This window comes from Shewanella sp. VB17, from assembly GCF_013248905.1.
Classification (GTDB): domain Bacteria; phylum Pseudomonadota; class Gammaproteobacteria; order Enterobacterales; family Shewanellaceae; genus Shewanella.
In genome coordinates, this window is the sequence record NZ_JABRVS010000001.1 from 3,578,303 (window position 1) to 3,604,598 (window position 26,296).

24 protein-coding genes and 1 pseudogene are annotated in these 26,296 nt (G+C 40.5%); 6 read left to right on the top strand and 19 right to left on the bottom strand.

The features are described from left to right. Positions 1–33 precede the first annotated feature (33 nt). Positions 34–1,293, top strand: a complete 1,260-nt coding sequence (locus HQQ94_RS15390; protein ID WP_173295244.1) for a valine--pyruvate transaminase — start codon at positions 34–36, stop codon at positions 1,291–1,293. A gap of 187 nt (positions 1,294–1,480) precedes the next feature. On the opposite strand, the gene HQQ94_RS15395 is transcribed toward HQQ94_RS15390, so the two are convergent. Then, a complete protein-coding gene (locus HQQ94_RS15395) occupies positions 1,481–1,807 on the bottom strand; it encodes a hypothetical protein (protein ID WP_173295245.1) in 327 nt (108 codons plus the stop codon). 350 nt (positions 1,808–2,157) lie between these two features. On the opposite strand from HQQ94_RS15395, the gene HQQ94_RS15400 reads away from it, so the two are divergent. Further along, positions 2,158–2,331 (top strand): hypothetical protein, encoded by a 174-nt coding sequence (locus HQQ94_RS15400; RefSeq protein WP_173295246.1) that lies wholly within the window; start codon positions 2,158–2,160, stop codon positions 2,329–2,331. Positions 2,332–2,749: 418 nt separating this feature from the next. Next, the gene (locus HQQ94_RS15405; protein ID WP_254304074.1) at positions 2,750–3,190 is read left to right on the top strand and encodes a phosphate ABC transporter substrate-binding protein; all 441 of its coding nucleotides are present in this window, start codon (positions 2,750–2,752) and stop codon (positions 3,188–3,190) included. Between the two features lie 209 nt (positions 3,191–3,399). On the opposite strand, the gene HQQ94_RS15410 is transcribed toward HQQ94_RS15405, so the two are convergent. Continuing rightward, positions 3,400–4,176, bottom strand: coding sequence for a TSUP family transporter (locus HQQ94_RS15410; protein WP_173295247.1), 777 nt, complete (start codon positions 4,174–4,176; stop codon positions 3,400–3,402). A gap of 131 nt (positions 4,177–4,307) precedes the next feature. Here HQQ94_RS15410 and HQQ94_RS15415 point away from each other — a divergent pair, with 131 nt between their 5' ends. Next, entirely contained in the window at positions 4,308–5,195 is an 888-nt protein-coding gene (locus HQQ94_RS15415) for a LysR substrate-binding domain-containing protein (RefSeq protein ID WP_173295248.1), read from the top strand. 147 nt (positions 5,196–5,342) lie between these two features. On the opposite strand, the gene HQQ94_RS15420 is transcribed toward HQQ94_RS15415, so the two are convergent. The 5 genes and pseudogenes from HQQ94_RS15420 to HQQ94_RS15440 all read right to left on the bottom strand — a co-directional run bounded on the left by HQQ94_RS15420 (position 5,343) and on the right by HQQ94_RS15440 (position 8,899). Beyond that, positions 5,343–5,729, bottom strand: coding sequence for a ribonuclease E inhibitor RraB (locus HQQ94_RS15420; protein ID WP_173295249.1), 387 nt, complete (start codon positions 5,727–5,729; stop codon positions 5,343–5,345). Positions 5,730–5,754: 25 nt separating this feature from the next. Beyond that, positions 5,755–5,958, bottom strand: a complete 204-nt coding sequence (locus HQQ94_RS15425; RefSeq protein ID WP_217274196.1) for an RNA-binding S4 domain-containing protein — start codon at positions 5,956–5,958, stop codon at positions 5,755–5,757. Positions 5,959–6,044: 86 nt separating this feature from the next. Beyond that, positions 6,045–6,582: pseudogene (locus HQQ94_RS15430) on the bottom strand (GNAT family N-acetyltransferase). Between the two features lie 38 nt (positions 6,583–6,620). Continuing rightward, positions 6,621–6,899 (bottom strand): peptidylprolyl isomerase, encoded by a 279-nt coding sequence (locus tag HQQ94_RS15435; RefSeq protein WP_173295252.1) that lies wholly within the window; start codon positions 6,897–6,899, stop codon positions 6,621–6,623. 149 nt (positions 6,900–7,048) lie between these two features. Further along, complete coding sequence (locus HQQ94_RS15440; protein WP_173295254.1) at positions 7,049–8,899, bottom strand: DUF885 family protein; 1,851 nt, start codon at positions 8,897–8,899, stop codon at positions 7,049–7,051. 124 nt (positions 8,900–9,023) lie between these two features. Here HQQ94_RS15440 and HQQ94_RS15445 point away from each other — a divergent pair, with 124 nt between their 5' ends. Continuing rightward, a complete protein-coding gene (locus HQQ94_RS15445; protein WP_173295256.1) occupies positions 9,024–9,530 on the top strand; it encodes a diguanylate cyclase domain-containing protein in 507 nt (168 codons plus the stop codon). A gap of 88 nt (positions 9,531–9,618) precedes the next feature. Here HQQ94_RS15445 and HQQ94_RS15450 read toward each other — a convergent pair whose 3' ends face one another. The 9 genes from HQQ94_RS15450 to ltrA all read right to left on the bottom strand — a co-directional run bounded on the left by HQQ94_RS15450 (position 9,619) and on the right by ltrA (position 19,616). After that, the gene (locus HQQ94_RS15450) at positions 9,619–10,878 is read right to left on the bottom strand and encodes a tetratricopeptide repeat protein (RefSeq protein WP_173295257.1); all 1,260 of its coding nucleotides are present in this window, start codon (positions 10,876–10,878) and stop codon (positions 9,619–9,621) included. 2 nt (positions 10,879–10,880) lie between these two features. After that, the gene (locus tag HQQ94_RS15455; protein ID WP_173295258.1) at positions 10,881–11,501 is read right to left on the bottom strand and encodes an energy transducer TonB; all 621 of its coding nucleotides are present in this window, start codon (positions 11,499–11,501) and stop codon (positions 10,881–10,883) included. Position 11,502: 1 nt separating this feature from the next. Continuing rightward, positions 11,503–11,907 (bottom strand): biopolymer transporter ExbD, encoded by a 405-nt coding sequence (locus tag HQQ94_RS15460; protein WP_173295259.1) that lies wholly within the window; start codon positions 11,905–11,907, stop codon positions 11,503–11,505. A gap of 13 nt (positions 11,908–11,920) precedes the next feature. Beyond that, complete coding sequence (locus HQQ94_RS15465; protein WP_173295260.1) at positions 11,921–12,445, bottom strand: MotA/TolQ/ExbB proton channel family protein; 525 nt, start codon at positions 12,443–12,445, stop codon at positions 11,921–11,923. Beyond that, the gene (locus tag HQQ94_RS15470; RefSeq protein WP_173295261.1) at positions 12,445–13,800 is read right to left on the bottom strand and encodes a MotA/TolQ/ExbB proton channel family protein; all 1,356 of its coding nucleotides are present in this window, start codon (positions 13,798–13,800) and stop codon (positions 12,445–12,447) included. The genes HQQ94_RS15465 and HQQ94_RS15470 overlap by 1 nt, the downstream gene beginning before the upstream one ends. Further along, entirely contained in the window at positions 13,800–14,582 is a 783-nt protein-coding gene (locus tag HQQ94_RS15475) for a DUF3450 domain-containing protein (protein ID WP_173295262.1), read from the bottom strand. The genes HQQ94_RS15470 and HQQ94_RS15475 overlap by 1 nt, the downstream gene beginning before the upstream one ends. A gap of 682 nt (positions 14,583–15,264) precedes the next feature. Then, a complete protein-coding gene (locus tag HQQ94_RS15480) occupies positions 15,265–18,081 on the bottom strand; it encodes a TonB-dependent receptor (protein ID WP_173295263.1) in 2,817 nt (938 codons plus the stop codon). Positions 18,082–18,343: 262 nt separating this feature from the next. After that, positions 18,344–18,712, bottom strand: a complete 369-nt coding sequence (locus HQQ94_RS22615) for a group II intron maturase-specific domain-containing protein (protein ID WP_254304075.1) — start codon at positions 18,710–18,712, stop codon at positions 18,344–18,346. Positions 18,713–18,770: 58 nt separating this feature from the next. After that, positions 18,771–19,616 carry a group II intron reverse transcriptase/maturase gene (ltrA, locus tag HQQ94_RS15485; RefSeq protein WP_254304076.1) on the bottom strand — a complete coding sequence of 282 codons (846 nt, stop codon included), beginning with the start codon at positions 19,614–19,616 and terminating at the stop codon, positions 18,771–18,773. Between the two features lie 592 nt (positions 19,617–20,208). Between ltrA and HQQ94_RS15490 the strand changes: the two genes are divergently transcribed. Beyond that, positions 20,209–20,406 (top strand): hypothetical protein, encoded by a 198-nt coding sequence (locus tag HQQ94_RS15490; RefSeq protein ID WP_173295264.1) that lies wholly within the window; start codon positions 20,209–20,211, stop codon positions 20,404–20,406. Between the two features lie 267 nt (positions 20,407–20,673). Here HQQ94_RS15490 and HQQ94_RS15495 read toward each other — a convergent pair whose 3' ends face one another. From HQQ94_RS15495 to hscA, 3 genes are all read right to left on the bottom strand, one after another. Continuing rightward, positions 20,674–23,544 (bottom strand): TonB-dependent receptor, encoded by a 2,871-nt coding sequence (locus tag HQQ94_RS15495; RefSeq protein WP_173295265.1) that lies wholly within the window; start codon positions 23,542–23,544, stop codon positions 20,674–20,676. A gap of 497 nt (positions 23,545–24,041) precedes the next feature. Next, on the bottom strand, positions 24,042–24,380 hold the full coding sequence (gene fdx, locus HQQ94_RS15500) for an ISC system 2Fe-2S type ferredoxin (protein WP_173295266.1): 339 nt from the start codon (positions 24,378–24,380) through the stop codon (positions 24,042–24,044). 23 nt (positions 24,381–24,403) lie between these two features. Then, positions 24,404–26,266 carry a Fe-S protein assembly chaperone HscA gene (gene hscA / locus HQQ94_RS15505; RefSeq protein WP_173295267.1) on the bottom strand — a complete coding sequence of 621 codons (1,863 nt, stop codon included), beginning with the start codon at positions 26,264–26,266 and terminating at the stop codon, positions 24,404–24,406. Positions 26,267–26,296: the final 30 nt, after the last annotated feature.

The window sequence follows — 26,296 nt, forward strand, 5'->3', positions numbered from 1 at the left end:
CTAAGTAATTATGGCTTTCAGGTATTGGGTGTTATGCAATTTTCAAAGTTTGGTGAAAAATTTAATCGTTACTCTGGTATTACCCGTTTAATGGATGATCTCAATGAGGGCCTGCGTACTCCGGGTGCTATTATGTTAGGAGGGGGGAACCCAGCGGCTATTCCAGAAATGTTGAATTATTTTCACCAAGCGACAACGGAGATGCTCAACAATGGTGAATTAGTATCCGCCTTGGGTAACTATGACGGCCCACAAGGCAAAGATACATTTCTAACAGCCTTAGCTACCTTACTGCGGGAAACCTATGGTTGGGATATTAGCGAGAAAAACATCAGTCTAACCAATGGTAGCCAAAGTGCTTTTTTCTACCTGTTTAACTTACTGGCAGGCCAACAAAGTGATGGTAGCCACAAAAAAATATTACTGCCTCTCGCACCTGAATACATCGGCTACAGTGACGCAGGAATTGATGACGATATTTTTGTATCCTATCGGCCTGATATCGAGCTATTGGATAATCGCATGTTTAAATATCATGTGGATTTTGAACAATTACAAGTCGATGATGCCATCGCAGCCATTTGTGTTTCTCGGCCAACCAATCCCACTGGCAATGTGTTAACCGACACCGAAATCGTTAAACTGGATCAATTAGCACAAGATAAGGGGATCCCACTTATCATCGATAATGCTTATGGGACCCCCTTCCCTAATATCATTTTTGAAGAAGTGACTCCATTTTGGAACTCTAACACCATATTATGTATGAGTTTATCTAAATTAGGCCTGCCAGGTATACGCTGCGGTATCGTCATTGCCAATGAAGAAATAACTCAGGCACTGACCAACATTAATGGCATTATTAGTCTGGCTCCCGGAGGATTCGGCCCCGCGATTGCTAAGCATATGATTGACTCTGGCGATTTACTGCGTTTAAGCACCACGGTTATCAAACCCTTCTACCAAGAAAGAGCCGAGTTTGCAGTGGCCTTATTGCAAAGTGCTATCCATGATCCCAGATTTAAAATTCATAAACCTGAAGGCGCGATATTTCTCTGGCTATGGTTTGATCAATTACCTATATCCACCATGGAATTGTATAAGAGATTAAAAGCACGGGGTGTATTGATCGTACCTGGAGATCATTTCTTCTTTGGACAAAAAGAAGATTGGCAACATGCACACCAATGTCTACGCATGAACTATGTTCAAGATCAAACTCAAATGCGAGCCGGTATTGCCATTATTGCCGAAGAGGTCAACAAGGCTTATACACACGAGCTAACTAAATAACCAATTTCAAATCACGTTCGCTCATTGGGCTAACTTTTTGTTTGTTAGCTCGATGACAACCATAACATCAGTGCTGTTTAGTGCTGAGATCTAGCTTCTTTCAGCACGTTGTGAATATATTCCTCAACACACTACGGTTTATCCCTTGAAATTCAAGCCATCGATCTCACTGGCCCTTATTATAGGCTCAGACTACCCCTCGGTTTATAGCGACAATGTTTTTGTCGCATTGGATCTGTTTTAATATTAACAACTCATCGTAGACTTTACGGTCGATGAAATCAGAAGTAAAAAAATGACCATCGCTTCCTGTTAATTGATGTTTTTTAATATATTTATTGACCACTTGGTTCATCTCATTCGTTAACGTGTCCAGTAACTTAAGGGTTAACTTTTCACGTATCACTTTTTTTAACTTAGGTGAATCATTCTCCACCCTATCAAGCTGTCCTTTATCTGCAATAACTCTAGCGGCACTTTCTAAGGCACTCTTACCCGCACTTGATTTATTCATATCTAGCGCAGTAGCTATATTTAACAACACCAATTTATGATTTTTAGGCTCAGCTAGGTGACTACCATTAGCCACTAACCTATCAAGTTTAAGTGCGGCATAGCTAAGGATATGCTCGCTCCTGTATCCAAAAGTAGTTTGGGGATATACCGTATAGTCTTGTAAGAGATCTCCCAATATCGCATCAGATAAACACCACCAAAAAAACTTAAAGTACTGTTTATAATGAATAATGTTTAATTGTTAGTATAAACTAATAAAAAATAATTATTATGAGCATTATCAATATGACTAATGATGACTATAATGGGTTCAGATATCGAACCAATGATGATAAAAGGAAACTTGCAATGATCATGGATGAGCTATTAAATAACCTAGGGGCGCCTGAAGATAAAATAAAACGATATCAGGCATGTGTTAATGAGTTTGACCAACTCAATTTTGATGACGTATATATCAGAAAGATACGTAATGAGTTAATCTCACTAGAAAAAAATATGAAACGTACTGATACACGCTAGCGCAAAAAATAGAATATCTAGGGTTAACAGCATATGTTTTGTTGTAAGCCCTAGATATTTCATTTTACCAATACCCTATATGGATTTAAATATATCATCATTATCCCACCCCTATTCTTATGAGTAATAATCAGCATAATCTTCATACAGACCATTTCCTATTAAAAGTATCTAGCACATTAGCACCTAACGTTTGACTATCTAAATTACATCATTGGCTCTATATGATAGTTTTTTTTACACAGAAGCTGCCCAACCTATTAATATTTAGCGATGTGAACTCAGACAACAGTGACTTGGCTAACCATTAATGTAAGTTTACATCACCTTTCATATACTTTATGTGAATAAAAATTTGCATTTCCCAAAGTTATACCTACCCTTAAATTGATTTAAATAAGCTACCTAAGGATAAAACATGTCATATTTCTTTAAAAAAACAAATTTGTTAATGCTATTAATTTTATCGATGATTAGCTTACTCACTGTTAATCTGGCTATTGCGGAGGTGGCTGTGATAGTACACCCGAGTAATACATCTGATTTTGATCAATCTATTATTAAAAAAATGTTCCTCGGAAAGCAGAAATCATTTTCAAACGGCAGAACCGCCATCATGCTCAGTGTCAGTAATACTGATCCAGTGATGACCGAGTTCAATCAAAAAGTGATGGATAAGTCTAATTCACAAATCAAAGCGTACTGGTCTAAAATAATATTTACAGGCAAAGGAACGCCGCCACAAGAAATGCCTTCAGCGAGTGAAGTTATTTCATCGGTTTCAACAAATCCAGATTCTATTGGCTACATTGATGCGGCTGCAGCAACGGATGCTGTCAGAGTTGTTGCTACCTTTTAAAAAATAAAATGTTTTAGGTAAAAAATTTCAATTCGCTTTATATAGGAAAATGGCTGATAATCAGTCACTTTCCTATTTCTATCTACTAATATATGTTCTAAAGGGGTGAAATAACACCATGGATATACGATGTTCTAGGGCAACACATGGTGCATGACAATAGCAACAATTCAGGCATAAGAATAATCTGACTTCGGATCCATTTTTTATCACCAAGCAAAAAAATCATATTGAGTTGTTAATAACTTCACACTCATCATCACGGACATTGTCACCACTAATGGTTTAATTATTTTTGTGCCTTTTGTAAAAACAAGACGAGAGCCTAAGGTGGCACCTATCGCTTGCCCGACGAGCATGATACTCCCTAAAACCCAAAAAACTTTCCCCCCAATCGCGAAAAAAATAAGCGAAGCTATGTTAGTAGAAAAATTCAATATTTTTGCATGTGCGGTCGCTTTAGCTAGACCGAAACCAGCCAATGACACAAAGGCTAAAGCAAAAAAACTTCCTGTACCAGGACCAAAAAAACCATCATAAAGACCAACACCCAATGCTGCTGTTAATGCAAATAAAGTAGGTGCTAGTACTTGATGCTTATCATCTTCACTAATTTTTTTAGAAAACAAAAAATACCCGCCAATCGCCAACATAAGAAATGGCAATAATACTTCCAAAAAAGCGGTATCGACAAGCTGCACAGCAATAGTGCCTAGCGCTGCACCTAAGAAAGCACAAATGATGGCCAATTTCATATCAGCCAGCTTAACCATACCTTTACGTATAAAATAGACACTGGCAAAAAAGCTACCGCCACATGCTTGCAGCTTATTGGTCGCCAATGCGGCTGTAGGAGGCAGTCCTGCCCACATCAATGCAGGTATTGTCAATAATCCTCCACCTCCAGCCATAGCATCGATAAAGCCTGCTAATACCGCAACAGCAAACAATATCATGATTAATTCATAGGTAAGTTCAAAACTCATAGTATTTGTATCTCTAAATAGTGCACAAATTAAGTGCGACTATTAGACAAGGTTTGCACAACAATCGCAAAGGAGTTATCGTCTTATTAATATGAATAAAACTCACGCTAAAAATAGGATCCATACTCTCGATGCACACTAAATACCCCCCTCTAAATGCACTGCTAGCGTTCGAGTCGGCCAGTCGGCATTTAAGTTTCACCCATGCTGCAAACGAACTTTTTGTGACCCATGGTGCAATTAGTAAACAAGTAAAGGGATTAGAAACCTACCTTGGCGCCCCTCTGTTTCTTCGTCAACATAGGCAACTAATACTCACAGATGATGCAAAACGATATCTGCCACAAATTCAAGCCGCACTGCAAACCATAAAAACAGCAACAGATGAGATAAAGTCACATCAAATGCAGTCGCAAACCTTATCGATTAATGTATTACCAAGTTTGACCATCAACTGGCTCATTCCTCGTATGGAAGAGTTTAAACAACGTTACCCTTATCTGTACGTGGATCTTTCTATCGGAGACTTCACCGTAAATTTTGAACAAAACTGTTGTGACATCGCTATAAGAAGCACCACTCAACCCCCCAAAGAAGTCAATTACCTTACATTAATGGATGAGGATCTTTGCCTAGTCTGTGCCCCTTCGTTGGCCAAACACCTCAATTGTCTCAATGACATCAATAACATGACCTTACTACAACAAACCACACGTCCTGAACTCTGGGGCCATTGGGCTGATAAGGTTAATCTCGTTTTGACCACCAAACAAAAATTCGGTATGGAACACTTCTATATGTTGAGTCAGGCGGCAGTCAGTGGCATGGGCGTGGCTTTGATCCCTCGTTTTTTTATTGAGGATCAGCTTGCAGATGGTAGTCTAGTTATCCCTTTAAATACCCACTTCATTAGTCCTTATATCTATTATGTTATTACCCCAAAGTCGACGAATTTACCCTTAAAAGCACAGGCCTTTATCGATTGGTTATTAGAAATTTTCGCTCCCTATAGGCATTAATCACACAATTTTGGACCATAAAAAAGCCACCTAAAAGGTAGCTTAAATGGGTATTTTTATCATGCTCTTAGCTTAATCCTTGCAATAATCTCGACGGGCAATATTGACCATAGAAAAAGTCAGAACTAACACTATCGAGGCAAATAATTAATGCTCACAACGATCATTACACTCATGGTCATCATCGGTAAAATCATCATCACCGTCTTGATGCTGCATTACCCCCCATCCATCCGTAATACCACCAAACTCTACAGCAAATTGGTTTAACTCTAGCTCTTTATCAACAATGGCTTGATATTCAGGCACCATTTTGACACAAACAATCAGTTCCCATTTACCCACTTCATCATTGAGATGAAGTTCCATTTCCCCTTCCATATCTGAATTGGCGAGTTCTTCTGTGGCAGACTCTGCATCTCTTTGATCATCAAAGACAAGAAAAAAATCAACATCAAGCTGCTTAGACAGGTCAATACCCGCTTCGCTCATTGCGGCAAGCATTTTGCCATTATCATCATCTGGGAATTGCATTATTTACTCCACCTAACTTCAATGACTAAGGGGCAGTCACGATTTGAACAGACTCACCATTAAAAGCGACAACTTCGCCTTCTCTCACTTTTTTACGTTTACGCAGCTCAACCACACCGTCAACCGTCACCTTACCTTCGCTAATCACGAATTTAGCTTCGCCACCACCACCAATCATGGCTTGGACTTTTAACACTTTATATAACTCTATGTACTCTTCACCAGGCATTAATGCCAAGGTCTCAATTTGTGCTGTCACGCGTTACTACCTTATAATCAAATTTCTTAGGAGATTATAGCACTCATAAAAGAAGACTATTGTGATCTTTCTTCGCTGACTAAGCCATAGGTACTGTCATCTATCCAACGTTCCCCGATGTTAACGTTATCCCGCAACACACCTTCTAGCTTAATACCGACTTTTTCAAGCACGCGAACCGAAGCTAGATTCACACAAGCACACGTACCGACAAATTTATAAACATTAAATGTTAAACAAGCCCAATCTATGACAGCATTAAGGCTTTCTGTTGCATAACCTTGACCTTGTCCAGCTAAAGACAGCATATAACCAACTTTCGCATGAACTAGATTTAAGCTTGAACAATATAAGCCAGTAAAACCAATAAATCGATTCGACCCTATCTCTTCGATAGTAAGCGTTAGCCAAGCACCAGAATCAAAGGTCCAAGGAGAGAGCCTATGCTCAAACTTTTCTCGTAATACAGCCTCGCTATCAGGATCTCTGACAAACTGATTGATAATTGGATCTTGTTGTACTTGCAAAAAAATGCTGCCAGTCATCACTGCCTAGCGATCTTAATCTCAATCTAGCGGTATACAGTTCGAGCATATTTACGACCTACTCTCTACACCTAAATAAATAATAAACTAATCGCGGCTGGTAACTTCAAGCAAATGATAACCAAATTGCGTCTTCACCGGACCTTGTACTTCGTTCAATGGCGCACTAAATACAACCTCATCAAACTCTTTCACCATCATTCCTGGTCCAAAAGATCCCAAATCACCACCCTGTGCACCCGATGGGCATGATGAGTTAGCCTTTGCTATATCAGCAAAATCTGCTCCTCCCATTATTTCTTGTTTCAGTGCGTCACATTTTTCTTCACTGCTCACTAACAGATGTCTTGCGGTGGCTTGTGTCATGATAAAAACTCCTAGCGTTAAATATTTGCTCCAAGAACCATGGAGTAAATCTGTGGTATAAAAAATAAATCCAGACAGTATATTGATAAAAATCTGATTTAAACAGTGTTATATCATTGAGCACTGCTTATTTACAGTCCCAATAACCATTATTGTTGATTTTCAATCCAAAGATGAATTTTTGATTCCATGACTGACATAGGCAAAGATCCTGATGTGAGGATTTGATCATGAAAGTTTTTTAGATCAAATTTATCTCCCAGTGCATGTTCGGCTTCAGCCCTTAAAGAGAGTATCTTTAACTGCCCCACTTTATAAGACAAAGCTTGTCCCGGCATCGCCATATAGCGCTCAACTTCAGCAATAATATCAGATTTGGCCATGGGTGAATTATCCTCCATATATTGGATAGCTTGCTCACGGGTCCAGCCCTTGACATGTAATCCTGTATCAACAACTAAACGCATTGCCCTTAGCATTTCATCAGATAATTTACCGAAATATTGGTATGGGTCCTTCAATAATCCCATTTCAATGCCTAAGTATTCAGCATACAATGCCCAGCCTTCTTCGAATGCTGTGTACTCACCAAAACGTTGAAAATCTGGTACATTTGTTAGCTCTTGCTTAATCGAAATTTGAAAATGATGACCCGGCGCCGCTTCATGTAAAGAGAGCGTTGTCATTCCCCATTTAGGCTGGGCTTTCAAATTATAGGTATTAATATAAAATACCCCTGGGCGAGAGCCATCAACAGCAGGCCCTTCATAAGATGCACCTGCGGCTGATTGTTCACGAAAACTTTCCACAGGCTTAACCATATAATCAGCCTTTGGCATCACATTAAAATATTTAGGAAGCGCTGCATTAATTTTATCTTTAATGCCCATGTAACCATCAATTAACTCTTGGCCATGGGTAAAAAAATACTGTGGTTCTGAAGATAAAGATGCAAAAAATGCGTTTAAATCACCTTTAAATTTTACTTGTTCGCGCACCTTATCCATCTCTGTCAAGATACGCTTGACTTCACTTAACCCTATTTGGTGGATTTCATCAACAGATAAATCTGTCGTCGTATGCAAATTGGCAAGATGCTGATACCAGACCTTACCATTGGGTAGACCCCACCAACCGTCCGTTCCCCTAGCAACAGGTAAATAGGTCACAGTAAAGTAGTCTGTTAACGAAACAAGTGCAGGTAACAACTCATCCTTTATCAATTTTTTATATTGCGCGGTTAACTCATCTTTTTGTGCTTGAGTAAAGCTTTTAGGTAGGTGATTAATCGGTGCATAAAAAAGACTGTCTACTGGGTTTTTCACAAGTAAAACGGTTAACTGTGGGATTATTCGTTCAACCAGCACACGAGGTAATACCACTTTACTGCGAATGCCTTCATCCATTCTTGACTGAGCCCGCTGAGTCCAAAGTATGAAACCAGAAAGACGTGACATCCAGTTTTGATAGTCTTTTACGGTATTAAAAGGCTGAGCACTTTCTCCACTGCCAAGCTGGATCATACTAAATACAGTACTATTAAACTGATCCATCGGCATAAAACGAGCAGGAAAAGTCTCATCTACCAGTGCGATATTTCTGTCGTAAGTAAACATGTCATAGCTCAGTTGTAATGCTGAAGACAGATGACTACGATCGATATCCCTTACTCGCTTAAGATACCCCGTATTTAAATCATGACGTGCTTTTAGATACTCATCGGTTAAGTCTCCGCCAAATTGATCGTTATACTCATTAACCCCAACAAAAGTAGCGTAAATAGGATCAAGCCTTAAGTCATCTTTAAAAAACTGGTCAACCAAGGTCTGATAAGCTTGATTTTCTCTTTGAGTACCCAATTTATTCGACGTATTAAGATCTATTTTTTGTGCAGTATTCGCTGTCGTTATTATTGGCTTTTGTAGGTTTTTTTCACTATCAGAACAAGCTGTTAGGCTAACAGCTAGGCCTATTGATAGTGCCAGTAAAGTTTTCTTCATGGATCTCTTCTTCCTCTTATTCTGTGCAAATGCTTGATATTTTCTATACTTACTTAGCAAAGATACTATTTATCGTCCTATTGCCCCCCTAAAATAGGTGTCAGTATGGGAAAGGAGTTAACTCATGATCTATTCATTTCGTAACTCAGGATTCAGAGATCCTGAAACTGGCGTCTATAACCAAACTTACTTTATGGAAGTATTTAACCGTGAATGGCATCGTCATATACGAGATCATCAAAGTTTGGCATTATTGTATCTGTGTCCGCACATACACGAAACCGTTAAAGAGCCTCATTTACTTGAATTTTTCATGAAAGAAGTTCAAGAAGCCATTCTCAGAACCACGGATCTCGTAGCCAGACTTAATGGCGATAGCTTTGCTTTAGGGTTATTTAATATCGATGAAGATGGCACTAAATTAGTGCTACATCGTATCGAAGAAAAAATAGAACAATTTAATTTAAATTACGGTAAGCAGCATACCAGCCATGTAGATTATGAACTGGCAGGATGCTTGTGCGTACCAGAGCAAGATCTTAATATCGAGCTGCTATTTAAAGATGTAGAGCAGCTGACTCATGAATTAGAGCTTGAACAAAACAAACATATTGAACTAAGAAAATGGTAATAAGCACTCCCACTCATGGCTTTATGCGCTGCATTGATATTACAAAGTAAAAAGCCCCTTACGGGGCTTTTTACGTGGTCCCACTAGATTATAGTGTCACATTATGTACACGTGCTTTCTCTTTAATATAAGAAAGGTAGCTCTTAGCCGAACGGGCAGTCTTCTTATCATTCGCAGCCAATGTTGCTCGTGAATAAGCTGACTTATATTGTTTTAAACCAAGATAAGCTAACGCTAACTCAAACTGTGCCTCACCAGGATGATCAATCCCTGCATCAAGTGACTTTTTGAGTGCTACAATCGCTGGTTTATATTGACCATCAAGGGATAAGATACGTCCCTGTCTCAAGTAATATTTACCATTGCTGCTAACATCGGCAGCCTTACCATAATACAACGCAGCTTCTGTCAGCTCCTTAGCGTTATGATAAAAACCAGCTAAAATAGCAAACGCCTTTTCATCCTTTTTTATTAACCCTGACTTCATATGTTTTTCATAGATTTTTGCTGCACGGTAAGGTGACCCTTTTTGTGACAGCAGCTGAGCCAAACGCGTAATATTACCCGACGTCTCTAAAAATCCATTCTTATAGGCTAAATCGTAAGTGGCTAAAGATTTAGTGTATTTTTCAGTCATCAGATAAAACTGGGCTAACTGCACCCAAAGACGTTTATCATCTTGAAAAAGTGGCACCATGGTCTCTAACACTGCAATCGCTTCAGGATACTTCTTTTGATTGAAGTAAGCTGTTAGCTTCATCTGATACAAGCCTTTATCGGGCTTATCAGAAATCGCTAACCCTTTATTGGCAACTTCAAGGACTTTATTCCAATTTTTCTGTTCAGAATAAGCAATACCAATACGGCGATAAACTTGAGCGTCTTCTTTACAAGTAAACGCCATCCACCGATAATATTGAGGTATCGACTCTTTGAAGTTCTTCTCCTGAATCAACAGATCAGCATATAAACGCACAGTAGCAGCGTGATCAACGCCCCCTAAAATATCAGCGTCAACCGCTTTTTTTAGGTACTTAATCGCGGTATCCATTTGAGATTTTTCAGCGTAAAAGTTACCCAACATACGGTTAACATAGGCTTTATCAAAATCATGCTTAGCATTAGCTTCAAGTAAAATGGCGATAGCTTCATCGACATCACCATCTTGATAAGCCTTAAACGATTTACCCACTTTTTTTGCAACACTTTGGCCGACGGCTTTCGACTTACGCGCTTCAATAGGACACTTATCAGCCGCATTGACTATTGGTACGATGGCTAGATTTCCCGCAAGAGAGAAGAATAAAGCCGCTGCGATAGTCGTTGTCTTAACACTAATGTTCATCATTTTTATTTGCCTCCCTTATCTAAGGTAAACTCTAACTGGACCGTATTCCCTGGCACTCTAAGGGCTTTACCATCAATAATTTTTGGCTTGTATTTCCATTTTTTCAGCGCCCGTTTAGCTTCCCTATCAAAAATACGCTTAGGCTCAGCTTTAATAACTTTCACATCCTCAACACCGCCGAGTTCGTTAATCGTGAAGCTTAGCTGTACCCAACCTTCTTTACCGTCACGTGCTGCCGATATCGGATATTGAGGCTCAATACGTACGATAGGAGTCGCATCACCATCACGAGTCATCATATTACCGAGCTTAAATCCCGTATTTGCCCCACCAGCGGCCACACCTCCCATGTTAAATGACATATTAGTATCTATATCAGATGACATGTCTGGTGGCGTCGTATCTGGCTTAGGCGGCTGTTCTGGCGGTGTTGGTGGCTTAGGTTTAACCCTAGGCTTTTTCTGTGCTGATGCATCATCTTTGTTCATGGTAATTTCAATGACAGGACTTTCTGTCGAGGCATCATGGCGGGTTGGACCACCACCTACCAAAAAGGCCATGAAAACAAACAGAGCAAAAGTCACAGCAGCACCGACTATCAGTGATACTATTCCTCTTAGCATATTATTCGTTCCCCGCCGATACTGAAATTTTATCGATACCCGCTGCTTTCACGTTATCCAAAACTTTAACCACTAAACCATGCCTAGCATCTTGATCGGCTTGGATAAGTACTGCAGCTTCTGGTGCTTCTGCAAGCATACGCTCAACGTTTGCAGTGACCCGCTCAATATCTACTTGACGATTTTCCATCATGATAACGCCCGTTTTACTGACACCGATAAAAATGTTAGCTGAAGGCTTTTTCGTCGCTTGTGATGCTTCTGGTTTGTTATAGTCAAGGCCTGAAGGTTTAACAAACGATGTTGTTACAATAAAGAAAATCAGCATGATAAACACGATGTCTAGCATCGGTGTCATATCAATTTCTGCTTCCTCGTCTATGCTTGAATGCTTTCTACGTGCCATATTCAATCTCTCTCTAGTGGTTTGGCAAGCTGTCTTTTAGCTTAGCTAAACTGATTTTCATTTTAGCGTCCAAACGGGTGCTGAAAAATACCCCCGATAACGCAGCAACCATTCCTGCCATCGTCGGCATTGTTGCCATTGAAATACCAGCTGCCATCATGCGAGCATTACTCGTACCATGAACTGCCATCACATCAAATACTGATATCATACCGGTAACGGTTCCTAGCAGGCCTATCATTGGACAAATAGCCACTAAGGTTTTGATTATCAGCATATGTGCCGTTAAATCTTGCTTCGCTTGGGATACCCAAGCTTCACGGATGCGGTGTGCATACCAAGAGGTTGAATCCTCTCGCGCTTCCCATGCAGCTATGATTGCTTTATGCGCTTGTGGTGATATCCAATTAAGATACCAGTAGCGCTCAAGCATCAATACCCACATGACAAACAATACACCCGCGACTAACCAGAGAACGTCGCCTCCGGAGGCCATGAAGCCCCTGACGGAATCCCAGATATCCATCAGGAATAACATTAGGCTTTCCTCTTCTCTGCATGTGAAGCAATCATACCCGCACTTTGCTCTTCAAGCACTTGTACAATAGATTTACTGCGTGCAATCACTATCGCGTGCATCAGCATCAGAGGCAATGCCGCAACCAGCCCTTGAACCGTCGTCATCAGCGCCATAGAAATCCCACCCGCCATCAGCTTAGGATCTCCGGTACCAAATAGCTGAATACTTTGGAAGGTGGCAATCATACCGGTTACAGTACCGAGTAGCCCCATCATAGGTGCGATAGCAGCGAGTACCTTGATAATTGAAATACGCGTTTCTAACGCTGGCGTTTCTTTCAAAATAGCTTCATCAAGCTTCAGCTCAAGTGTTTCAACATCAGCCTCTTTATTGTCATGGTATGCTTGCAGAACACGACCTAATGCGTTGTTACCTGGATTATCAAGATTTTTACGTTGACTCTTCACTTTAGCGCCAACAAGGCCCAATGTAACCAGACGCTCAACTGAGATAATCGCACCGAGTATCAATAACGTAATAATGATATAACCAATGGTACCACCGGCTTCAATACGCTCTTCAATCGTCGCTTTTTGCGTAAAGATGTTCAACAGAACGCCTTTAACAGGATCAATATAAAGCTTAGAAACGCCTGAAGTGGCTGCCTCAAAAGGAGCAACTGTTTTTAGCTGGTAGCCATCAGGTTGCTGTGACAATTGCTGAATAAGACCTAAATCAGCATTATAAACAACATATTTCCCATCAGCTAACAGGTTAAACGGACCAACACGAGTAATGGTTGTATTCGCAACACTGCCGTCGATATCCGTTACAGCAGCATCAAATTTAACTACTTTGCCAGATTCAACCATTTCAAATAATTGTTCTTCCCAAAAACGCTCAAGCTCAGTAATTTTTGGTAACTGCTTACGCGCACCCAATTCAGCAATAAACACATCACGACCAGGATACTGGGCAGAGATATTAGACGCCGCGAGTTTACCAGCAAAATCACCAGCATCGCCTTTAACGACACCAAACATTTCACCCAAGTCACCTTGTGCTGTTTTGAGATCTTCTTCTAATTGAGCGATTTTGCGCTCGTTGTCAAGAAAAGATTGACTTAATTCTTTACCTCGTTTTCTTTCTGCGGCTAGCGCATTTTTTTCTTTTTTAAGGATTTTCGCTTTATCGCCACGCTCATTTCTAAATTCTTGTTCACGTTTTTTGTTGCTTTTAGACGCATTAGCACGATCGGTTTGAACTTGCTTAAGCAACTGATCTATTGACTTAGGCGCATCTGCAGCGCTGGCAATACCAGAAGACAAAGCTAACGTCGCAGCAACCATTACGGTGGTAATTAACTTCTTCATTATTGTGCAACCTCCGCAGCAGGAATGGGTAACGAGAATAGATCGGGGGCACCTTGTTTACGGGCAATACGAATACCTTTAGTAATTTCGCGCAAATAAGTATCTTCTAATGGATCCCATCCCTTAGTTTCATCGTTATACATCCAAGCAGATTTTCCATCTAAACTCTGTGCATAAAGGGCAACGCGACCTAAGTTAAAGAAATCAACCAAAGCCTCGTTACCGTCTAATTCAAGTTGGCCCGTTTTTACTGCAATAAAACCACCGTACTCACGCTCGATGCTGTAGGCATCAAGAATCAGTCGATATTTTTCAGCTAAGGTGACTTCTGCGCTGTTTAGCAGTGCTTTAAGGTTGTTAACACGTTCAATACGTGTTTCTGTATTAAATGGCAAATCAAGGGCAACAAACTGCTCTAAGGCATCTACCATTTTAAACATTAATGGCACAACACCTTGTCGTAGCGTATCAACACCATTGATATCACCCTGAATAGATTTCATCGTTGCTTCTTGATCCGCGACCAGACCTGCTACGTAATCATTATACGATTTAAGCGATTCACGTTCATCAGCAACAGATCCGTACTCAAATACCATGTCTTGAGCTTCGTCAAAGTATTTGTCAACTTTAGTTTGAGATGTAGCAGCTTCTGCATGAATCTTACTGTCTGCCTTCTGAACATCAGAAAGTGCATCTGCCATGACTAAATGGCTGCTGGCTAAGGCAAATACGCCTATGATCGCAGTCGCGATTTTTGTTTTATTTCTTACCTTGGACATAGTTCCCAACCAATTTGAAGTAATATTAAAGGTTTTAACTTATTCGCAACATAGGTTTCAGCTTATCGTTGCATGAATGCCTAATGTTTAAGTTTGTCTTTCACTTGTGATTGTTAATTATTATCTTATTTCCTACAACCTCTGAGGCGTAGCACCGCTGGCATCATTTCACAAAATGTTGACCTGTGTCAACATTTGAGACCGTCTATAACAAGCAAAAAAAAACCTTAATAAGGGTAAATATAACAAAAGAAAAAATTTTAGTTCATTGCATAAATAATCAATTAACATAAAAATCATGTGAAACAACAAAAACACAGATAAACACATGAAAATAAAAAGATTAAACCAAAAACAAATTCAGAAACAAAAATAACATACTAGTCACAACTCATGATTGAAAAAGCTAAGTATAAACGCCATAAAATGCACAAATACTAGAATATGACAACTCACATAATGGTTTTATCCCCAAATAATAAATAAAGTTAGACTGTTCAAAATACACTTAATGCCCACCACATTAAAGACTATCAACAAAGTAATACAACCCATGAAGCACATAAAAAAATCGATAACTAAGCTTTTATGGTTACATTTAACAACTCAACAGAAACTTCAAACAAGCATACAAAAAACCGCTAACAGTCATTAGCGGTTTTTTTGTCAATACCGATTTATTTTAGAAAGTATAATCACCTTGTAGGTAATATGTACGGCCATATGCATCAGCATAACGAGGATCGAAACCCACCTGATGACCCGCACCACCAGTACGTAATGATAAGCTTGGCTCCACATCAAATAAATTATTAATCCCAAAGGTAATAGACATATTATCTATCACAAAGTATTTTGACTGGTAATCGATTTTAGTGTAGGAGGGCACATTCAGTTGAACATCAACACAATCACCAAATGCATCGACTTTAGTTACCGCACAATCATCGGCTGATTGAAATTGATCTTGATAACCAGACTTATAATTTGCAGTGACAGTATGTGCAAAATCATCATGGGTCAGTGTTGCAGAAATCTTAGCAATAACTCTGAAAGTCACCCCATTATCATCACCAAAGCGTCCCATGCTATTTGTCATTTCATCAGGGCTACCCGGTACACTGCGATCACTTTCAATCATATATGTACCTGAAAAATTGGTATATAATTCTCCCCAACCTAAATCATTAATTAGAACCGTCGTCCAATCTATTCCACTGTTACTTGTTTTACCAACATTGACGGCAGCCTGAATGATCGCAAGCTCTTCTTCGTTGGTCGCTAAGTTTGTTTTAGTTGTAAATAAATCACGATATAGAACAGGATCGGCAAATATCTGACTTTCGGTTAAGCGGGTAACAACATCTTCCATCTCAACGTTCCAATAATCTAGCCCGAAAGAAAAGTCGCTACTAGGCGCGAACATAAAACCAACAGTATATTGCGTAGATGTCTCAGGCTTTAAATCAGCATCGCCTTCTCTAAATATACTATATTGAGACGCACCCGTTAAACAATATTGGGCTAAAGGATCACTACTCGGGAATGGGCAACTATATTTCCCCCCTGTGACACCGAATTCAGCCCTAGATTGTCCAATTTGCAGCATTGAAGGAGCCTTGAAACCAGTACCATAGGAAGCTCTTAATAATAAACTTTCCGTTGCTTGGTAACGGGCACTAATTTTATAAGTGGTGTCATTAAGATCGCCACTTAATTTTTCGCCAAAAAGATTATCATCAACTCCACTAATACCATCATAACGCAGTGAACCAGTGACCTCTAAATCGTCAATAATGGGTAAAGAAATCTCGGTAAACACACCATAATTATCACGTTCAAGATCATAAGGGCTCCCAGCACTTAGAAATAAGATAGCTGCATTTTGTTGAGCTTCTGATAATGTACTTGTGTACTGCGTCTGACGGTAATCAAAACCAGCAGCGATATATGCATCACCACCACTCATTGAAAAAACAGGCATAGAGCCTCTAAAATCAACACCAGTAACTTCAACTTTTGTCGACTCCCAATTACCGCTAAAAATTGTGCTTTCTAATGCAGCTTGCGAAGCGTCATCAAATTCTGAATTAGGAACAAAAACATTGATATTACCAGCGCTTACAGCTTCAACAAATGGCTCTCTAAGTAACCAACCTGAAGGATAATTTTCATCTGAATCATTCGATGAATAAGTCAAGGCACCTGAATATTCAAAATCACCAAACCCGCCTTCTAATCCGGCAACTAGCTGAGTCGACAGGGTATCCCATTCTGTGGTTCTGTTACCTGCTGGAAGTGCTCTCCATCGTGCCTGTACATCTAAATCACCGGTATCATAGGCGGCGCGTTCTGGAGCGGTCAAATAAGGAACAACATAATTATTGACCAAAGATGAACCTTGACTGGGTAAATTAAAATAACCCGTTGGATATGGAGCAATACGAGTAGTCATTTTAAATTTTGATACCGAAGCATCAGCAAACAGACGCAAGTCATCTGTTAATTCGACTTGTCCGCTTAAAAATACGCTGTCACGTACTGATTCAGGAACGATTTCAATTGTAGTCGTATAATCAAAAAAACATTCTTCACCAATCGCTGAGTTATTCACAGCACAATTTACGTTTTCAGCAGCATAGGGGTTAAACGTTCTGGAATTGATGACATTATCGCCCGTTACAGGATCGACAACACCAGTATCATACCTCACCCTCGCATTAGCCGGTATAGCATTAGGAGAGCCATTGAAAAAATACAGATCTCTATCATTATTATTAAAAGGAATAATTCCTGAGCTAGCATAATCTCTGTCAGTTGCTTTTAACTGCTCTCTATCATTGTGGCTATATGAAAGCATAACATTAAATCCGTCAGTATCTATATCACCAAAACCAGTAGTGAAACCAACGTCATAGCCTGAGCCACCATCCTCTTCAGGTTTGTCATACCTTGCATTAACACTAAACCCTTGGAAGTTTTCTTTCATAATGAAATTAACAACTCCCGCAATGGCATCTGAGCCATATAAAGCTGAGGCACCATCTGTTAATACTTCAACACGCTCAATTGCCGAAATAGGAATAGAGCTAACGTCAATACTGCTACCAGAGTCAGCTGGTGCTAATCGTCGACCGTTTATCAACACTAAAGTGTACTCTTCACCTAAATTATGTATCGATGCTGTTTGAGTACCACCACCATCGCCACCCACTGAATCAGAAGATGTCGTAAAGCCTTGCATAGAAGGAAGTTGTTGTACTAATTCGGCAGTATTTGTCACACCCGAACGATCGATATCAGCCCTAGAAATAACGGTAATAGGCAATGCACCTTCAAGATCGGTACGCTTAATCGCAGATCCTGTCACTGTTATTCGTTCAACTTCTGCAATTCCTGTCTCTGCCGCGACAACAACCGGTGCAGCAAAGGTAGCCGCGGTAACACCGCCAATCAGTGCGATACGTATTGATTTAGCGATCAAATGACTCTTATGCATAATGCTCTCCCTGAACTCTGTTTTAGTTTGCTTTATCTCAAAATCAACAATAAAGCCCTTAAAAATAGATACTCACGACCCATTAAAAACAGATAAGAACACAATAAAAATATTTTTACAACAAATTAATAACAAAAACTTAACACCCTTGTCGCTTTGCTATTATCATAAATAGACGAGCATATCGAGTAGGGTGAGGCGTTACCGCCTCATCCCTCTCACAGAACCGTACGTACGGACCTCGTATACGGCTCCTGCATACTTAACTCAGCTTTGCGCTGAACACATATCCCGTTTTTACATGTCCAAGATTCACTAACCCTGAGCTATCAAACCATTTATTGGGCAGCGCATAGTTTGCTAACGGACTCTGTGAGTTACGCCAACTGTTCATCTTGATTGATTTAAACGGGGGCTTATACCCCATCTGCTTCAACCGTCTGTGAAGTCGCTGTGGCGTTTTCCACAGCTTCAGTTGGACGCTCCTCAACCTACGCCTTAGCCAGCTTGCTATTTTCTCGAACTCCCTATTCGCATTCGCTATCCGAAAATACTGACTGAACCCTCTTAAAATAGGATTCACCGCTTTGATCACTTCGCTTAATGGTTTACCACCATTGCGCTTTGTCATCTGTTTTAGCTTCGATTTAAACCCTGCTAGTTTCTTCGGCTCGATACGTGTGTATCGACTACCTATCTCCACTCCTAAAAAACTTCACACCTTCATTGCTGTCTGCTATGTGGGTTTTACGCGAGTTTACCTCAAGCTTTAACTCGACTTCCAGTATCTTCTTCGCCTGCTTGAGTGCATTTTCTGCCCCTGCTCGGCTGCGACATAAAATCAAGATATCGTCTGCGTAGCGCACTATTCTGTGACCCCGTTTTTTCATCTCTTGATCAAACGCATCCAGATAGATATTCGCTATCAGTGGGCTTATTACACCACCTTGCGGACTCCCTACTTCTGTCGCTTGCTTGTGCCCATCTACCATCACACCACTTTTCAAAAACTGAACGAGCAGCTTTAGCACGCTACCATCACTAACTCGCTTTTCGATGCTTGATAAGATTAGCCCGTGGTCTAATTTATCGAAACACTTTGACAAGTCCATATCCACTACATGTTTAAGCTCGTACCGACGCATAAACAATGTCGCTTTGTTGATCGCATCGTGACAACTTCGCCTTGGCCTATAGCCGTAGCTTGACGGGTGAAATTGCTCTTCAAAGATGGGGCTAAGTAGATCGTTTAGGGGTTGTTGAACGACTCTATCCCTAATAGTTGGAATACCAAGCAATCTCACGCCGCCATCCTCTTTGGGGATCTCAACCCGCCTGACTGGCTGAGCTTGATATTGCTTAGTGCTGAGTTCATGAAGAAGTTGATCGAGGTTATCACTCAGATTTGAGGCGAAGTCGCTTAGGCTCTGCCTGTCTATGCCGGCCGCGCCTTTGGCTTTCCACACTCTTCTAAATCCTTTATACAGCTTCTCTTTACTCAGAAGTTGCCCGTATAAACTGTGATAAACTCGCATATTCCTCACATGTGTGCTGTATGGGGACGGATATGACTTCCTCAAAGTCGGTCTATTTCACTTTGTTGCTTAGCGTTCTAGCGCAATGGCAATCTACTAAACAGTGACAAAACTACTCCCTTGTACAGTTTCTTAAGCCAGAGCCTTACTCCTAAGGTGACCAGTTCAAAAAGACTTCGATAGCGAATCGACTTGTGTAACTCTGAAAAAAAACATCTGCTCATTACAGACTTAAAGCACGCTTTCTCCCTTCGCAATATTAAGCGCTTTTGGCAACTTAATACTCCACCAGACTTGATGCTGATGGTCAGCTTGGTTTTATCCTCCACACCATTACTGGGCTTCACAGGCCGAGCCTTACTCACTACTACGGATTCATCTGCCACCTCACACCAACATTTCCCTTGAGTCACCTCTTGGGATAATGCCTCCAGCCCTTATCACTGGAACTGATGCCAGGCTTCCCCAGTTACTGCACTGGCTCCCTATAAGGTATTCCACCCTCAAACACACTATTAGTCTGACTAAGTATTGGGCTTCGCGCTATTTTGCACGCTCACCCACCAATAGTGCCGAAACAGGTTACGGTTAGTTGTGTACACCTCACTTCCTATGGCTTCCTTCAGACCATGCCGTTAGCCAGCAACGCCCTTGCCATTCGGATTATCTTCCCCTTAGTCAGGGTGATACAGGTTTCTTTCAACCTGCTGGGTTTGCCAGCTTCGCTGGGCAAACAAAAAATGCCAGTAAGCATGGCTTACTGGCATTATCTTGCGTCAATGTTTTATAAATGACTTAACACAAACTTAGAACTTCATACTTGCCCTAACAAAGAAGTAGCGACCGACTAAATCATAAGTGTATGGATCGGTATTCGAGTCATGATTCCCCGAATAATAAGGTGCATCTTCGTCTAAAAAGTTATTCACACCACCTGATAAACGATAAGAAATTATAAAGCCATCGCTGCGGTATGCTGATTCAAGATAATATGCCTAATGAAAAACATAAAAATAAGACTTCTGCAGACATTCAAAAGTCTTATTAGCATAGTAAGTTAAAAGGTATAACTACCACTGAGATAGAATGTACGACCTTTAACATCAGTATAACGAGGATCGAAGCCAACTTGGTGTCCAGCTCCTGATGTACGTAATGATAATGGTGGTTGTTTATCAAATAAATTGGTAATACCAAAAACGACTTGTGCATTCTTATTGATGTCATAACTCGTTAGATAATCAACTTTCCAATACGACGGTACATACAGCTGTATATCTGGTGCAACTTCAGATATATCATTACCTAAACGAACCAATTTACTAGACGATTCTTTAAGCTGATCTTCATAACCGCTTCTATAAGTAACATTGAGCGAATGTGCAAAATCCCCCATGGTTAACGTATTATTAAACGCCGCTTGAACATCAAATATAACGTTATCATCGATACCAAATCGACCTAAGCTACTATCCCACTGATCTGTTGTCCCTGCACGTAAACTCTTACTTTCAGTAATGTAAGTTCCTGTAAATGAAGATTTTAAGTCACCAAAGCTAAATTCGGTGATCATGTTCAACGCCCAATCTATACCGCTATTTTCAGACTTTCCTACATTAACAGCAGCTTGAGTAATAGCTAAATCATTCTTACCTGTACCTCGATTGGGTTTCGTGGTGAAATATTGATCATATTTAACTGCATCACTAAAAATTTGAGCTTGAGTTAAACGGGTTACTTGATTTTCAAGATCCACACTCCAATAATCTAAGCCAAAACTAAAGTCATTAGTCGGTGCATAAACAAAACCTACTGACATTTGTTCTGATGTTTCAGGTTGTAAATCTGAATTACCTGCTTGCCATACTTGATATTGAGTGCTTCCAGATTTACATAAGGGAACCAATTCAGCCCTTAAACCGGTTGGACATACATAGTTACCCGATGTCACACCAAAGTCTTCACGTGGCGAACCTATTTGCTTCATTGTTGCCGCTTTAAAGCCCGTTCCCATTGAAGCCCTTAATAACCATGCATCATTTGGCCGGTACGAAGCACTTATTTTATATGTTGTATCATCAACATCATCATTAACTACAAGGCCATCACGATCATGATCGGTAACTGCACCAATACTGTCATAGCGTAGAGCAGCAGTTATTTCTAAAGTATCCCATACAGGAACAATAGCCTCTACAAACATGCCGTAGGTTTCACGAGATAAATCAAATTCATTAGTGGGGGCTTCAAACAGGATGATAGCATCCGAGTTAGCTTGCGAACGACGGCGTGTAAACTCTTGCTCACGATAATCCCCCCCCATAGCCATATACATATCTCCAGCAGGAAGTTCAGCAACCATTGTAGAGGCTGTACCTTCAAAAGAAAGTAGACTTGTGTCAGTACTCTCCCAGCCACCATTATACATGGTATCTTTTACCATTTGGTTTTGTTCATCTGTTAAACTAGCAAATTCATCAAATACATTGATATCACCAGATTTGATCAATGGTAAAAAGGTCGATTCAATCGGGTAACCAGTAATACGATTTTGATCACGTGCTGCACCCGCATAGGTGACTGCAACATCATAGTTGATTTCACTCAACTCACCACGTAAACCAGTAGTAAAATTGATCGTTTCAGTATCCCATTCGTCGGTACGATTACCGCCAGGTAGTACACGCCAAGCAGCTTCAACACTATGTAAATAATTAGGATCAACGGCTAATTGAGCCGCTTCATCTGCCGTTAAATAAGGTAAAATTTGATTAGCCACTAACTCAGTTGTAGGATCAAGTGAAAAATCCCCCGTTGGATAAGGCGCAACCCTTGTTGTCATTTGGAATGAAGACCAAGCTGCACTTGAATAAAGCTCAACTGAATCATTAATTTCAACAATCCCTTGTACAAAAACATTGTCACGGCTACTTTCAGGGTTTATTTCTAGTGTACTTGTGTAATCATATGTACACACTGAACCTTGAGGTGCACTATCTGTACCACATTGACCATTTTCTTCTCTAAATGGATTAAACTCACGAGGCGTGGTAACCGGCTTAAATTTTCCGGTCCCATTACCTTCCTCATCTTTTATTTCCACCTTTTTAACACTACCGTCTGTATTATATTGCAAGAAGTTCAAATAAGCGTTGGCAGGACCAGCGTTTGTTGAACCTTTAACAAAAGTATAATCAGTATCATTATGAGAAAAATCAAAAATACCTGTCTCAGCAAAGTCACGATCTGTAGATTTAAGAGCTTCTTGCTTATCATGACTCACTGCAAACATCAGGTTAAAGCCATCAGAGGCAATATCACCGAAACCACTGCTTAAGCTAAAACTGTAACTTTCTCCACCTTGTTCTTGTGGTTTATCACCGCGAAAATCAAATGTTGTTTCTTGAAGATCATCTTTCAAAATAAAGTTAACAACACCAGCAATAGCATCAGAACCATACAAAGCAGAAGCACCATCCATCAATACTTCCACTCGCTTTATCGCAGAAAGAGGTATTTGATTAAGATCAATAACCCCACCAGTATCTGCAGATGCCATTCTGCGGCCATTTAATAATACCAAAGTATATTGGTCACCTAAACCACGTAATGAAGCAGACTGAATGCCACCACCTCCGCCACCAACAGAGTCTGATGATGTAGTAAAGCCTTGCATAGATGGAAGTGTTGCAATTAAATCTGGAACAGAAGTAACACCAGATCTATCAATATCAGCCCTTGAGATCACTGTGATAGGCAGCGCACCTTCAAGATCTGTACGCTTAATCGCAGACCCTGTGACCGTAATTCTTTCGACTGCTACTGACTCTTCAGCAGCGAGCACGACTGGCGTGGCTAGCGCAGCAGCCCCTACCCCACTCATTAATGCGAAGCGCACCGATTTAGCGATGAGATTATTGTTATACATCTTGTTCTCCCTGAACCTTCATTGTTATTTTATATTGTTATTTTAATGGGGTAGCAGCTAAGTATTCATAAAACACTATCAAACTACTCACCAAGAACAGATAAGACCACAATAAAAACATTTAATCAACACTTGGTAGCATACTTTGCGTATTTGTAAACTTTAATTGTGTTTTTTTTATACGAGCTTTTTTATAATTGAAATCTGAGACTTACAAAGCAGCTGTTTATAATAAGCAGAACTCACGCACAGAGATGCTTCACTTAGCCACTAGAAAGTGTTACTGATCACACTAGGTCATTAATCATCCCGTTGGTAATGATAGGGGGAAACTGAATCCATCTGTCACACTATCGACGCTCGACGGATGTAAAAAAGGGTAATAACAATTAAGTTATTACCCTTTTTTAAAAGTAAATAGACGATGGGATTGGTAAATTATGAGAATATTATCTTATTTATCAATTATATAATTAATTACCTAAACAAACTATAAACTAATGCCCTTCACTCACCATATTGATGGTGTACTTAGGAATATCGACAACAAGATCAGTACTTGGTACCCGTGACTGACATGAAAGACGGCTCTCAGGCTCCAGGCCCCATGCTTTATCTAGCATGTCATCTTCTAATTCATCACTTTGTTCAAGTACATCAAACCCTTCTCTTATGATCACATGGCATGTTGTGCATGCACAAGATTTCTCACACGCATGTTCTATGTGAATACCATTGCGTAGAGCAACATTTAATACCGTTTCACCTTCTGCCGCTTCAACTACAGCGCCATCTGGACACAACTCTTCGTGAGGTAGGAATACTATTTGTGGCATCTTATTTACCTATTGATTACCCGTTAAATACTGTCAACGGATTGGCCTGTTAATGCCAATCGGATTGAATTATCCATGCGCTTGGCTGCAAAATCTTGTGTACTCGCATCAACAACTTCAATCGCTTTCGCTATTGCGTCAGCGTCATCTTGACGACTTATTGTTGCCAACCTTGCCATCGCTTGCTCAATCAAACTACGTTCATCTTCAGACAAGAGTGCTGAATCTTTTTGCAGTGCAGCATTTAAGGTTTCTAGCACTCTAGCCGCCTCTACTTTTTGCTCTGCAAGCATGCGTCTAATGATGTCTTCTTTGCCATGAGCCATAGAGTCTTTGAGCATAGCGCCAATCTCTTCATCGGTTAAACCGAAAGACGGTTTAACTTGAATACTTGATTGAACTCCCGTCGACTTTTCCATGGCAGTCACGCTTAACAAGCCATCAGCATCAACTTGAAAGGTCACACGAATATGTGCAGCACCCGCAGCCAAAGGCGGGATCCCTTTAAGGGTAAACCTCGCTAAAGAGCGGCAGTCATCAACCAGTTCACGTTCTCCTTGCACCACATGAAATGCCATTGCAGTTTGACCATCTTTAAAGGTGGTAAACTCCTGTGCTTTAGCGACAGGGATTGTCGTGTTTCGTGATACGACTTTCTCAACGAGCCCTCCCATTGTCTCAATACCTAATGACAAAGGAAGCACATCAAGCAGTAATAAATCAGATTCTGGTGTGTTACCCACAAGAATGTCGGCTTGGATCGCAGCGCCAATGGCCACGACTCTATCAGGATCGATTGACGTTAAAGGTTTCTTCTCAAAAAAATCTTCAACCTTCTCTCGTACTAGCGGCACACGTGTAGAGCCCCCGACCATCACAATGTCTAACACTTCTTCGATTTTTATGCCTGCATCGCGAAGTGCTCGTCGACAACTGCTCACGGTTTTTTTAACCAACGGCTGGATTAACGTCTCAAATGTTGATTTAGTGATTTTATGGCTTAACTGAGTACCATCGGCCAAATTCAATATCGCAATGGCATGATCATGGCTCGTTAGGGTTTCTTTTACCTTTCTAGACTCAATCAAAAGTTGCCGACTTAATGTTGCTGACACAGAATCAAGTTGCCATTGATTTGACAAATAATGATGCAACAAATGATCAAAATCATCTCCACCCAACGCAGAATCGCCACCAGTGGCTAATACTTCGAAAACCCCTTTGTGCAAGCGTAAAATAGATATATCAAATGTTCCGCCACCAAGATCATAGATTGCAATAATCCCTTCTTGAGCAGAATCTAAACCATAAGCGATGGCAGCTGCAGTTGGTTCGTTCAATAATCTAAGCACTTTAACGCCTAACAAGCCAGCGGCATCTTTCGTCCCTTGACGTTGAGCGTCGTCAAAATATGCAGGCACCGTGATCACTACGCCTTCTAACTCACCCGCTAAGGTTTTTTCTGCACGAGAAATTAATGGTTTCAAAATTTCAGCAGAAACCTGGATTGGATTAACCTTACCTTGTTTAGTCACAAACAACGGCAAACCATTCTCGCTACTCTCAAGTTGATAAGGTAAATCTTGAACACCAGATTGAATATCACTCAGACTTCGCCCCATGAAGCGTTTCACTGACATGATGGTATTTTGTGGGTCCTGAGCAGAATGTAATTCTGCATCAACACCAACGTCAATATTCGCTGCTGTGTACCTAACAACAGAAGGCAAAGAATGATGCCCTTTATCGTCGGGTAAGGTGTTAGCAACGCCACTGCGAACAGCGGCAACTAAAGAGTTAGTCGTGCCTAAATCAATACCAACGGCGAGTCGTCGTTGGTGTGGAGCAGCACTCTGTCCAGGCTCTGCGATCTGCAATAGGGCCATAAAATTCCAACCTAAAAATTAGCAAAAGGT